This window comes from Peribacillus sp. Bi96, from assembly GCF_918698115.1.
Classification (GTDB): Bacteria; Bacillota; Bacilli; order Bacillales; family DSM-1321; genus Peribacillus.
Window position 1 is genome coordinate 23,704 of record NZ_CAKKLV010000030.1, and the last position, 12,953, is coordinate 36,656.

At 37.2% G+C, this 12,953-nt stretch carries 11 protein-coding genes and 1 pseudogene; 9 read left to right on the plus strand and 3 right to left on the minus strand.

From position 1 onward, the window contains the following. Nucleotides 1–141: 141 nt before the first annotated feature. From zwf to LQ203_RS24245, 3 genes are all read left to right on the plus strand, one after another. Nucleotides 142–1,596 carry a glucose-6-phosphate dehydrogenase gene (gene zwf, locus LQ203_RS24235; RefSeq protein WP_230162123.1) on the plus strand — a complete coding sequence of 485 codons (1,455 nt, stop codon included), beginning with the start codon at nucleotides 142–144 and terminating at the stop codon, nucleotides 1,594–1,596. A gap of 116 nt (nucleotides 1,597–1,712) precedes the next feature. Further along, nucleotides 1,713–2,609 carry a phosphogluconate dehydrogenase (NAD(+)-dependent, decarboxylating) gene (gnd, locus tag LQ203_RS24240; protein ID WP_230162126.1) on the plus strand — a complete coding sequence of 299 codons (897 nt, stop codon included), beginning with the start codon at nucleotides 1,713–1,715 and terminating at the stop codon, nucleotides 2,607–2,609. 11 nt (nucleotides 2,610–2,620) lie between these two features. Continuing rightward, nucleotides 2,621–2,806: a hypothetical protein gene (locus LQ203_RS24245; RefSeq protein ID WP_230162128.1), complete on the plus strand. Its 186-nt coding sequence runs from the start codon at nucleotides 2,621–2,623 to the stop codon at nucleotides 2,804–2,806. Nucleotides 2,807–2,943: 137 nt separating this feature from the next. On the opposite strand, the gene LQ203_RS24250 is transcribed toward LQ203_RS24245, so the two are convergent. The 3 genes from LQ203_RS24250 to accD all read right to left on the minus strand — a co-directional run bounded on the left by LQ203_RS24250 (nucleotide 2,944) and on the right by accD (nucleotide 5,660). After that, nucleotides 2,944–3,342, minus strand: coding sequence for a DoxX family protein (locus LQ203_RS24250; protein ID WP_230162130.1), 399 nt, complete (start codon nucleotides 3,340–3,342; stop codon nucleotides 2,944–2,946). Nucleotides 3,343–3,884: 542 nt separating this feature from the next. Next, complete coding sequence (locus tag LQ203_RS24255; protein ID WP_230162132.1) at nucleotides 3,885–4,835, minus strand: acetyl-CoA carboxylase carboxyltransferase subunit alpha; 951 nt, start codon at nucleotides 4,833–4,835, stop codon at nucleotides 3,885–3,887. A 3-nt stretch (nucleotides 4,836–4,838) separates the two neighbouring features. Then, complete coding sequence (gene accD, locus LQ203_RS24260) at nucleotides 4,839–5,660, minus strand: acetyl-CoA carboxylase, carboxyltransferase subunit beta (protein ID WP_230162134.1); 822 nt, start codon at nucleotides 5,658–5,660, stop codon at nucleotides 4,839–4,841. 813 nt (nucleotides 5,661–6,473) lie between these two features. On the opposite strand from accD, the gene LQ203_RS24265 reads away from it, so the two are divergent. From LQ203_RS24265 to LQ203_RS24290, 6 genes and pseudogenes are all read left to right on the plus strand, one after another. Next, on the plus strand, nucleotides 6,474–7,730 hold the full coding sequence (locus LQ203_RS24265; RefSeq protein WP_230162136.1) for an MFS transporter: 1,257 nt from the start codon (nucleotides 6,474–6,476) through the stop codon (nucleotides 7,728–7,730). 305 nt (nucleotides 7,731–8,035) lie between these two features. Then, a pseudogene (locus LQ203_RS24270) lies at nucleotides 8,036–8,388 on the plus strand (glycine betaine ABC transporter substrate-binding protein); the annotation flags it as partial. 158 nt (nucleotides 8,389–8,546) lie between these two features. After that, nucleotides 8,547–9,008, plus strand: coding sequence for a GNAT family N-acetyltransferase (locus LQ203_RS24275; RefSeq protein ID WP_230162138.1), 462 nt, complete (start codon nucleotides 8,547–8,549; stop codon nucleotides 9,006–9,008). Between the two features lie 79 nt (nucleotides 9,009–9,087). After that, a complete protein-coding gene (locus LQ203_RS24280) occupies nucleotides 9,088–9,711 on the plus strand; it encodes a fumarylacetoacetate hydrolase family protein (RefSeq protein WP_230162178.1) in 624 nt (207 codons plus the stop codon). A gap of 316 nt (nucleotides 9,712–10,027) precedes the next feature. After that, entirely contained in the window at nucleotides 10,028–10,612 is a 585-nt protein-coding gene (locus tag LQ203_RS24285) for an NAD(P)H-dependent oxidoreductase (RefSeq protein WP_230162140.1), read from the plus strand. 772 nt (nucleotides 10,613–11,384) lie between these two features. Then, nucleotides 11,385–12,569 carry a D-alanyl-D-alanine carboxypeptidase family protein gene (locus LQ203_RS24290; protein WP_230162142.1) on the plus strand — a complete coding sequence of 395 codons (1,185 nt, stop codon included), beginning with the start codon at nucleotides 11,385–11,387 and terminating at the stop codon, nucleotides 12,567–12,569. Nucleotides 12,570–12,953 lie beyond the last annotated feature (384 nt).

Genomic DNA, 12,953 nt, shown 5'->3' on the forward strand with positions numbered 1-12,953 from the left:
ATGGTTCATTTAATGATGTCATCACCTGCAATCAGTGAGGGATAAACGATTCCTATATTTAAAAGCAGGATAATGCATTTGCGACCGAAGCGAATAAGACATTACCTTATATAAAAATGTTGAAGAGTGGAGGAATGAAAAGTGGATTCTATGACCTTTGTCTTATTTGGAGCAACGGGAGATTTAGCTAAGCGAAAAATCTATCCTGCCTTGTTTAATATGTATCTTAATCAAAAATTGCCGAATCCTTTTTCAGTTATTGGTGTAGGGAGAGGCGAGTTGTCTGATGTTGAATTTCAAACACGTGTAAAAGAATCCTTAATGACTTTTTCAAGGCATTTGATAAACGACCTATCAAAAAAAGAAGAGTTCATCCAGGCATTCCGTTATATCCAATTGGATGTAACAAATGCTAATGGGTATGAAGGGTTACTTAACCTCATCCGACAAAATGAAAAAGACCAGAATATTGAAGAGAATCGAATGTTCTATCTTTCTGTTGCCCCGGAATTCTTTGATGTAATTGCTTTGAACATTAAGAAAAGTGGATTAGGCTCAACAAAAGGATGGAAGCGTTTGATTATCGAAAAACCGTTTGGGCATGATCTAAAATCTGCCCAAGATTTAAACGCAAAACTGAATGAAGCTTTTGAGGAAGATGAAATTTTTCGGATTGATCACTATCTGGGAAAACCGATGGTTCAAAACCTTGAAGCCTTGGAATTTGCCAACCCTGTGTTGCAATCACTATGGAACAATCGCTTTATAGCCAATGTGCAAATTACCGCTAGTGAAACGGTTGGTGTGGAAGAGAGAGCGGGGTATTACGACAAAGCTGGGGCGATTCGTGATATGGTTCAAAATCATATGCTGCAGCTGTTGATGATGACGGCCATGCATCTGCCAAAAAAGATTAGTGCAAAGGATATTCGAAATGAGAAGCGAAAGGTTATGGAATCTTTGCGACCATTACAGATACCCACTATAGGAGTCCACGTCGTTCGTGGTCAATATGAATCTGGGGAAATAAATGGTAAACCAGTAGTCGGATATATAGAGGAACCTGGCGTTGATGGTTCTTCCAAAAATGATACATTTGTGGCGGCTCGTCTATGGATTGATAATTCCTTTTGGGATGGGGTACCATTTTATATCCGTACAGGTAAGCGTATGACAGAAAAGTCGACGCGGATTGTGATTGAATACAAAAATCCATTAACCATGTTGTATAGTAACGAGAACCAACATGCAGAACCCAATCTTTTAATTATCAAAGTAAGTCCGAATGAAGGGATTTCGATGCAATTAAATAGCAAAAACTCAATAAACGGAAAATTAGAACCTATAATGATTGACTTTTCAGCAAGTGAAAAAGGAGTACCTGAAGCGTATGAACTGCTTATATTTGATGCTTTGCGAGGAGATTCTACGTTCTTTGCCCACTGGGATGAAGTTGAATTATCTTGGAAATGGGTCCAGCCTATATTAGAAGCCTTCAAGGAAAACAGCCTTCCCCTTCACTTATACAAATCAGGTTCGATGGGACCGGAAGTTGCTCATCAATTATTGGAAGTTGATGGATATAAATGGTGGTGAAGGTAAGGTAATGTTTGATAGAAAACTGAGTAGGATGGGATCGGTGTCCTAAAAAGTAGGAAGACCAACCTCAAAATAAATAGGCAGAAATAAAAAACTTAAAGGAGGCAATTCAAATGAAAGTAGGATTAATTGGTTTAGGAAAAATGGGATTGAACTTGGGGAAGAATTTAATCGATAATCATCATCATGTAGTGGCGTTCGATTTAAATACAAGTGCGATTGAAGAAATAAAAAGTTATGGAGTGGAAGGGGCATCCAGTTTACAAGAGCTTGTCCAATCCTTGGAAAAACCACGAGTTCTTTGGATTATGGTTCCGCATTCTGTAGTTGATTCAGTTATTAGTGAGGTTGCCCCTATGTTAAGCGAAGGGGATATCGTTATAGAAGCAGGTAATTCCCACTATAAGGAATCCATCCGTCGTTACAGCGAGCTAAGGAAATTTGGGGTGCGTTTTATGGACTCAGGCACATCCGGGGGGATGGAAGGTGCTCGGAATGGAGCTTGTTATATGGTAGGTGGAGATCCAGAAGCATGGGACATTGTCGAGCCGATTTTTAGGGATACAGCCGTAGAAAATGGGTATTTATATGCTGGAAAGGCAGGTAGTGGCCACTTCTTGAAAATGGTCCATAATGGAATTGAATACGCAATGATGGCGGCGATAGGGGAAGGGTTTGAAGTCCTAGAAAAAAGCGACCTGGATTTTGACTATGAAAAGGTAGCGAGAGTATGGAATAATGGTTCGGTTATTCGCTCATGGCTCATGGATTTAACTGAACATGCATTTTCTAAAGATGCAAAGCTAGATGAAATTAAAGGCATTATGCATTCTTCCGGTGAAGGAAAATGGACAGTAGAAACTGCTCTCGATCTACAAGCCGCTACCCCTGTTATCGCCATGTCTTTATTGATGCGTTATCGTTCATTAGATAACGACACATTTACAGGTAAAGTCGTAGCTGCTTTGCGAAATGAATTCGGCGGACATGCTGTGGAGAAAAACAACTAGGACAATTTTGTGTGAATTCAAAAACGAAAGCCCTTGATAAAATAAATATAGAAATGGGAAGAGGAAAAGAAATCCTGTATGTATTGGGCAGACAAAAACAATTTGCCTATTTGGACGATGTAAAAATAAACGAACTGGGAAGGACTCCTTATCTTAAGGAAAAGGTGTGCAAAAGAATTACATTCGGATTCGTATGAATACTTTATACGCAAAGCTTATTTACTGTCAAAACAAATACGAGCCATAATTTTTAGCCAAAGAAAAAACACCGTTAATGGTGCTTTTTCTTTCATATTCAATTCTTACTTAAATGAGTAGGAAATGGCCAATTCATTTATAATGTTAAGCTATTCTCACTACTCGATGAAGCGGATTTTATTATTTTGTGATGAAAAATATAAGAGACAGCTATCAAAATATATCCGATAATGAAAAGCAACCATCCACTGGCGGGATCGCCCACTGATATGCTTGAATACAAAGCGCCCGTCAAATCAAAGACAAAACCGGCATAAGCCCATTCCTTAATTCTTGGAAAGCCAGGAACAAGTATCGCCACAATACCTAATAGCTTTGCAATTCCAAGGAAGGGCAGGAGGTAGGTGGGATAACCTAAATGAGTAAATAAATCAACTGCATCGGGAACAGACATTATATCCGGAATAGAACCCAGACCCATTAATACCACCAATAGTCCCGTGAAAATCCAGTATATAATTTTTATTTTTTTCATTGACTCATTTCCTCCCTTAGTTTGATATTTAAAGCATATTCCACGTTCGTTTTTTTAATACACTCTTTACATTATTATTGATCTTCAGCTATCCGGCACGATTCTTCAATAAGCAGAATCGCTTTTTCCTATCAGTTAAAGGGACGACATTTTTGTTTTGAAGAATGATCCGCCTCTTTAGAGAAAAGAGCCCTCTTGTATGATGCATGAGTGTCAAAGCACATTGACACAAGTTCGGGCTTTAACATGTACAAGCATAGGGACAAGTTCCTTGAAGAAGTATTAATAACATAATAAAACTTTAAATGGTGCTTTATATTCTATTAATGGACTATATGATGGGAGGATTTTCAAGTTAAGAACATCAGATATGAATAGAAGGGTAAATGATCATCATTTAGTTCCTTCCTTTATGAACTTGTGGCTTTAAGAGTATAATCGGTTACAGTTCAGAGATTCCCATATTTAAGAAGCAATATGAGACTTCAGATTGAAGAAAAGGAGACAATCCTAAAAAGTTGAAGAAACTAGTATGATCATCATTACCCTAGTATTTCGTCCATATACTCACCAATTTTGCGGAACTTATCGTAACGTTGCTGGCGTATAATGCCTTTATCTAAATGACCAAGTTCTTGCAATGCTTTTCGTAACGTTTGTTTTATATATTGCGATTGAAGAAGAAGGTCATTATGTGCTCCTCCAACAGGCTCTTTTATGACTTCATCAATCACTCCTAGTTTCATCAAGTCCTTAGCCGTAATTTTCAATGCTTCAGCTGCGCGTTTTGCTTGTGTGGCATCCTTCCATAATAATGCTGCTGCTCCTTCAGGCGATATAACTGAATAAAATGTGTTTTCTAGCATGAAGATTCGATTGCCAATACCTAAAGCCAACGCACCACCACTCCCACCTTCGCCAATTACAATACAGATGATGGGCACTTCAAAGCTAGCCATTTCACGAAGATTGCTGGCAATAGCTACAGATTGTCCACGTTCTTCGGCTTCACGACCTGGGAAGGCTCCAGGCGTGTTAATGAATGTTACGATAGGTCGATTGAACTTATTTGCTTGCTGCATAATTCTTAAAGCTTTTCTGTAGCCTTCAGGTTGAGACATGCCAAAACGGCGATAGATATTGTCTTTTGTATTTTTACCTTTTTGATTTCCTAATACGGTTATAGGCATTCCATCGAAGATAGCTATCCCTGAAACTAATGCAGGGTCATCCCCATATAGTCTGTCACCATGAAGTTCAATAAAGTCTTCAAAAATATGATGGATATAGTCTAAAGTAGTAGGACGTTGTTGAATTCTACATAGTTTAATTTTATCCCATACTTTCATATTCTCATTAAGATGATTTCTGATTTCATTGGCTTTTTGCTCAAGATTATTTAATACTTCGGTTAGATCAAGATGATGATTTGTAGACATTTCTTTCAGTTCAGCAATATGGTTTTCTAGTTTTATTAATTCTTGCAAATTCATCGTTCAAAGACACTCCCTAAAATTGAGATGGTGAATTTTTAAAATGATTGATAACGCTTGTTTTAATTCACTCCTCTTTACAACCATATCCAGTTGTCCGTGTTCTAATAAAAATTCAGAGGTTTGAAAATTTTCCGGGAGTTCTTCTCTTATGGTCTGTTCAATGATACGTTTACCTGCAAAGCCAATTAAGGCTTGTGGTTCGGCAATATTTATATCACCTAATGAAGCGAAACTAGCAGAAACGCCCCCCATTGTAGGGTTGGTTAAAACGGATACGAAAAGAATTTTTTCATGGTTTAATTGTTCTAAAGCGGCACTCGTTTTTGCCATCTGCATTAGACTAAGAATCCCTTCTTGCATCCGAGCTCCACCGCTTGCTGAAAATAGTATTAATGGTTTTCGGGTTTTTAATGATTCCTCGATGGATCTTGTGATTTTTTCACCCACCGCTGAGCCCATGCTTCCCATACGGAAGCGAGAATCCATGACACCAATTACGACCGGATAGCCACCTATGAAAGCTTCCCCAGTAATAACCCCATCATTTAATGAAGTGTTTTTCTTATCAGAAATTAATTTATCTTTATATTCAGGGAAGTTTAACGGGTCAACGGAAGTTAAACATTTATCGAATTCCGAAAAAGACCCACTATCTGTAATCATTAAGATGCGGTCATAAGCTGTAACGGGGTAGTGATATTGGCACTTCGGACAAACATTCCATTCTTTTTTCATCAGAAACTCATCATATGTTTCCCCACACGATTTACAAGTAAAAGAGTTCAAGTCTTTTTTTTCTCGCTTTAATGGATATATATTCATCAATCCTCCTGTAACAATTCCCGCTCTTAAATTAAGAGCGGGATATTTTAATGAAATTGTCGGTGCTTCATGTTGATTTAATTTTTCCTGTATTCATACATTTACTGGGAGGATAATAAAGAGATGATTGAACCAGATACACAGGATGATATGGACGGGGATTACATAGGCTTGTATTAATAACAGCTTTAAAGATCTCTTTCTATTTCTAAAAAGAGGATAAAGGTATCATATGCAAATCCTCATGTAATTGAATGGGTTACTAAATGGATTACGATTAAATGGACATATGTACCTTGATGTAATATGGTGAAATTTCGTATTATTGAATATTGAATGATACGAATGGTTATATAAGACTTTGTGAATGTAACAAACCCCTAGTTATGTAAAAGGTCATGCGATTCGCTAAAAGAAGGGCATATTATTATATTTCTTCAGTATTAGTACACTTAATAGGGCCTACGGACTTGGTTTATTGTGGTACGATATTTGCTGTACGTGCGATTACGGAAGGTCTCCGCAAAGAAGCGTTTGGCAATAATGTTCGTACAACGATTATTTCACCGGCGGCCGATATGTCTGAATTACCAGAAACAATGACAGATTTACGACTAAAGTCAGCAAGTTTAGCCTCCCTTTCGTTTCCGCTGACGCCTAAAGAATTGCGGAAGAGCCCAACGTACTGCACTCTGTGCTTTGAATCAAAGCAATTACGGGTATCACCTTTAGGGATCGGTGTGTACTCACGCTGATTGTTTATTGGTGGTGAACGGGGAGGATGTAGGTTTATACGGGAGGCGATACATAAAAATGAATAAACAAGAAAGCGGTTATAGATGGGTAGTATTTGGCACCGTCTTATTTGCTTACTTTTTAATTGTAAGCCAAAGAACAGCTCCTGGTCTTATTACAGATCAATTGATGAAGGATTTTCATGTTTCAGCTTCTACCATAGGTCTTATGAGCGGCATTCAATTTTTAGCCTATGCAGGATTGCAAATACCGGTTGGTCTATTATCTGACCGATATGGCCCCAATCGATTTCTTATAATCGGCACACTCCTTAATGGGGTTGGAAGCCTTATCTACAGTCTTTCTCCCAATGAATACTTGTTGATTTTCTCCCGATTATTAGTGGGAATTGGAGATGCCACCATTTTTGTCAACTTGGTTTTAATATTAAGCCAATGGTTTAAGGCACAGGAATTTGTAAGATTGTTAGGCCTGGTTGCCATGGTTGCCAGCCTGGGTTCGTTATCAGCTACCGTACCTTTTTCCATTTGGATTTCAGTCGCTGGTTGGAGGACCCCATTCCTTAGCATAGGAATAATTTTAGTGGTTTCATCCTATCTTCTTTATACTGTGCTTGTATCGAAACCAAAAAAACTATTTAAAGATGATCCCAAAGCAAAGGATATTTTAATAAAAGAACGGGAAGGTGTTTGGACGATTCTACGCCGAATATTTTCTACCCGCCAAGCCTGGGCCACTTTCTTTTGCCACTTTGGTGTAGTAGGCACATATATAGGATTCATCGGTTCGTGGGGAGTTCCTTATGGAATTCATGTATTTGAAATGTCTCGTTCAGGGGCAAGCCAGCTTATTATGTTTGGTCTTTTTGGTGCCATCATTGGAGGTCCCTTAATTAGCTGGATTACAAGCCGGCTGGGTTCTATCAAAAAAGTCTACACCATAATCCATCTCATTGTCTTGTGTAGTTGGAGTGGTTTGTTCTTCTCAGGCGTGCACCCTCCATTTATTATGGTAGTGGTTTTACTTTTTATCGTAGGGTTTGGAAATGGAGCAAGTTCTTTGACTTTCGCAGTGGTACGGGAATCCTTTCCTATTGAACAAGTGGGTGTTGTATCGGGGTTTGCCAATATGGGTGGATTCTTAAGTGCCGTTTTATTGCCAAGTGTTTTCGGAAAAGTACTGGATCTATTCCCGCAACATTCTATTGTGGGCTATCATTATGGATTTCTCATTCCTGTCCTATTTTCTTTGATGGGATTGTTAGGTGTCATTTTAATCAAGGAGAAAAAAGGATATAAATTACTTAGCCAGTAAATTTTTTGAAATAAAAATAACATGTCTAAATAATAACAAACTCTTAGACATGGCTTAAGTTCGGACTGACTTCAGCCGAGCCATGGTCTTATTCGTGGTGGCACCAGCTCTGTTGGCCTAGCTCCTGGAAGCTTGCTAAGAGTATCGGAGTAAAGGAAATATCGACCGCATGGATGTTCCCTTTGGTGCATTTTTCACTCAGATTGACCGCAGTGAACATGTTAAAGACAAATTGCCAACCGATTTAATTCATCTCATTAATAACTATGAAAATTTCAGACTTAAAAGCAGTAGAAGGCACAATTAAGGCTGGCTTTCCGCCAGAATTTCCTGAGCGTGAAGAGGGTTACCTAGGTATACAAAAAAATTATCGTATACAATTCTCGAGAGTAAAAATCAGGAGAGATAAATATAGTTGATGCGCATTCAACTGATAGTGAGATATATAATCTTACAGTATTGGAGGATGACAAACATTTCCCTCCTTATCAAGGTGCACCATTGTTAAAGAGAGAAGAATACCCAGAGTTAAAAGGGATCTTGAATAAATTATCTGGTGAAATTACCGATGCCAAAATGAGAAAAATGAATGACGAAGTAGCCGTAGAAATGAAAGAGGCAGGTTGCTAAAGTGTTTTTGGGAAAAAATCATTTGTAGAACTAGAATGTAATAACCGAATGATACCCATTCGAATTTTTCCAAAACCGGGGACTTATTGTAAAACAAAGGAAATAATTGATGAATTATTTGAGGGTTTTGTGCCATTGATTTGATATAATGACAACAGGTAATAGAAAGAATTAGGAGGACTTGAAATGGATAAATGGATAAATAACGAATTTTCTATTTCTACTAATAAGAAGTATTTAGATTTACATGTAATACATAACTTTTTGAGTAAAGAAGCCTACTGGTCAAAGGGTATATCCAAGGAAACAGTAATAAAGTCAATTGAAAATACTCCCTTATGTTTTGGAGTATTCAAAGGTGAATTAGATAATGAAGATAGTGAACAGATTGGATTTGCAAGAGTGATAACAGATTTAGCTACTTTTGCGTATCTTAGTGATGTGTTCATATTACCAAACTATCGTAAGAAAGGATTATCAAAATGGTTGATGGAAACCATTACTAATCACCCTGAACTGCAAGGGGTTCGTAGGTTTATGTTAGCAACGAATGATGCACATTCATTATATAACAAATACGATTTTGAACAGATTGATAATCCAAAACGATTTATGCAAAAAGTCCTCAAATCTCCTTATCAACAATAATGCTAATATACTAGCAGGTGTGTAGTTCCAAAAAGAAATCTGAAAATATAATCTATAAAAGAAAAGAGTGAGTTTAATGATGAAAGACATTAAAAATATCTATTGTGTAGGCCGAAACTATGCTTTGCATGCAAAAGAATTAAATAATGAAGTACCAACTTCCCCTTTTTTATTTTCAAAACCAACTCATTCGCTTGTTGAAGCAAATGGTCAGGCAATTACGTTGCCAAGTAATCAGGGCTCCATTCACTATGAAACCGAACTTGTCATACATATCTCAAAGCCTTACGAAACAGGAATGAAAGTGGATGAAATAGTAGATGCCATGGCCATTGGGTTGGATTTAACACTTAGAGATGTTCAAGCACAGTTAAAACAAAAGCAGCATCCTTGGCTTTTGGCGAAAGGATTTAAAAATTCAGCTGTTGTTAGTGAATTTATTCCGTTTCAGGGTGTCGAAGCATGTAAACAAGTAGATTTTTCTCTGTTAAAAAATGGAGAGCGTGTACAAGTGGGAAATATTAAAGACTTACTTTTCGATTTACAAACAATTATAGAATTTACAGCAGAGCATTTTGGGCTTGGGGAAGGAGATATTATCTTTACCGGTACTCCTAGTGGCGTCGGTCCTCTTTCAGATCAGGACAAGCTTTCACTGAACTGGGGTGGAAATGAAATGGGAACCTGTTCAGTCACACTGTAATCATGAAGAAGAGCAGTCATTATTGACTGTTTTTTTTTTATAAATCCCACCAGATGTCATTGCAACTTTATGGCAGGAGAGAGTAGCTGATGAAGAGGTAATATCAGTACTGGGAGGCCATTTACATTCCACGAACTCCATTTCATTTGTAGGGATTGATAATACTAACCAATTAATGCATATCTTTCTCGATGGTACTATTTTTGTGACTATGTTATAAGAAAATGACTACTTTTTAAAAAATGTCTAACACTATAATATTAGGTAAAGCTTAATAATCTAATGAAAATTATAGAATGATTGGAGGATGTTTGAAATGAAGCACTTAGTTGTTTATGCACATCCATACCCTGATAGCTTAAATCACTCTATTTTGGAAACAGCAGTTCATGCATTAAAGAAGAACAGTCACGATGTTGTTGTCCGTGATTTATATGCACTTGATTTTCAACCTGTTCTGAAACCAGAAGACACAGCAGCTATGAAAGCGGGAAAAACTCCAGATGACATTAAAACGGAACAAGAATTTATAACTGAAGCAGATGTTATAACATTTATTTACCCTATTTGGTGGACAGGTCTTCCAGCAATTCTTAAAGGGTATGTAGACCGAGTATTTGCATTTGGGTTTGCTTATTCTGCTGGAGAAGAAGGTATAATTAAGTTATTAAAGGGTAAAAAGGGCCTCATTATCAATACACATGGAACGCCTAACGAGGTTTACGATAAGGTGGGTATGACAGCAGGCTTGAAAGTTACCTCCGACATTGGGATATTTGATTTCACTGGAATCGAACCTGTGGAACATTTACTATTCGGAAGTATTGGTTACCTTGATGAAGACGCATATAAAGGTATGTTAAAGAAAGTTGAAGATACAATTAATTCGAATTTCTCATAATCATAAACAAATGTTGAAAAAGTCTGCTCATAACTAGAGTCTTGAAAGGTTTTGAATCAACCACAAGTGCTTTATTAAAAAAGTTTGCAGAGGCAGTGTTCTTTCTTTGTAACTAAAGGGACGCAATACCCCCTCTTCAGATTGAGAAGAGGGGGTTTCTCTTTTTTGAAAAACTGAACCTTATGTTCTTTTGTTTTAAATAAAGGTTAATCTTATTTCCTTGATATTAGATTGAAGGGTTCGTTTAATCCAACTTGGATAATTCATGAAATAATTTCTGTCGTGGCGAGTGGGTATGTATCGATTTTTAAATTCTTTATAAAGATGATGTTCTTGCTGTTAGCAACCTTATAAAAAGTGTTTCAAAAAATGCCAGGGCGCAGTATTGTTGCACCCTGGTATTCTTTTTCAGTAAGTTATGTCATGATTAAGCACCTAATGAGTAACTAGAGCCCTTCAGTTTGAAGGGTTTTTTTATGAAAAGATATGGTCAATATGCTTGCACACCCCCTCGTCAGCAAGATGAAAAATAAAAAATACAAATTTGTTGATAATGGAGAATTCTTTTTTTAAAAACAAAGGCTCCCACTTAAAGGGTAACAGCCCTAATAAAGTTATTTCAGGAAATTAAATGGAGGTTATTACCCAAGAATTTTCCATGATTATTAAAGGGTAATTACTGTTTTATTACAATTTCAAAAAAACATCTCTAAACATTCAATTTACTTTATTATGACTATATAGGATTTTACTTTCATTCAAGGAGAGTTATATGAAAAAGTTTTTCTTTATCTTCATTTTGGCTTTAAGCCCCTTTGCATCAACAACTGTAAGTGCCGAATCCGACTTACCTCTCATTAGTGACGCCGGGATCATTATTGATGCGAAAAGTGGGAAGGTATTATACGAAAAAAACCCAAATAAAAAAATGTATCCAGCCAGTCTAACGAAAGTTGCCACAGCTATATATGCTATAGAACACGGGGATAAGAACGAAATGGTGACTATTAGTAAAAAAGCGGCTGAGGCAGAAGGCTCTTCGTTATTCATTGTACCTGGGGAGGAGATAGAGCTTTCCAAATTAATTGCCGGTACGCTAATCAACTCAGGAAATGATGGAGCTATAGCAATAGCCGAGCATATGTCTGGTAGTGAGAAAAAGTTCATGGAGGACTTGAATGAGTTTTTAAGAAAAGAAGTAAACGTCACCGATACTCATTTTACGAACCCTCATGGATTGTTTGACAAGAACCATGTAACCACAGCACATGACCTTGCAAAAATTACCCAATATGCGATGAAAAATGAAACCTTCCGTGAATATTTGGGGAATAAGGATTTACCATGGGAAGTGAAAACATGGGACACAACTTTAGTTACCCATCATAAAATGTTAAAAGGCGAAATTCCCTATGAGGGAATCACAGGTGGGAAAACCGGTTTCGTTAGTAAGTCGGGATATACCCTGATTTCTACTGCTACTAGAGGAGAACAGGACTTGATTGCCGTTACCCTTAAAGCTCCTTCAGACAAGGAAGCCTACTCTGATACTGAGCTGCTATTCAGCTATGGCTTTGCAAACTTTAAATCCGCCAAAATAGATAAAAATAACATATTTTATTCAGCTGACCACTCTAAATCCTACAAGCTGAATGAAGACTTATACTATACATATTTAACTAGTGATGAACCTAGTCTTAAAACCGGTAATGATGGTATTCTCTCAATCATGAACCAAGAAGGGACGGCCATAGAATCTTTTGACCTTAAAAAAGTGGCTGATGTTAGGAAAACAGAAGTGCCTGCTTCGATTAAAAAAGAAGCAATCAATGAAGAAACTAATAAATTTTCTGTCTTATCTCTAGAATGGGTCCCCTGTGTCATTCTTACCATTCTGATAACGTTTTTTCTAAAGAAAAGCAGAAAAAAAAGAAGTAGGATTAGAACTCGTTACTAAAGAAACTCAACGACTGGCATTCAGAGGCGTTGCTGCTATTTTTCCTGAAATAGCCACTAAAGTGTGGAGTACACCTATTATTAATGAACTAACAGATGCGTTCGTATTAAAAGGTCGACCAGTAAAGATTGATCTGACCCCATAAAGTTAGATAGGTTATTTCGTTTGGCAAATCGCGGTGAATTAAAGGTCAGGATCTATAATTAATGCTGGTTCAGTTGACTCAATAATATCGTTAAGCTTATAACCACGAGCTATTTCTACTAGTTTAAGCCCTAAGTCGAGCAAACAATCAAAAAGCAGTGCACTTCTTTCGAAGTTGCACTGCTTTTTATAAACTTATCCCGTTTATTATGGTCTTTAATTAGAAAGTCGGTATTTAAG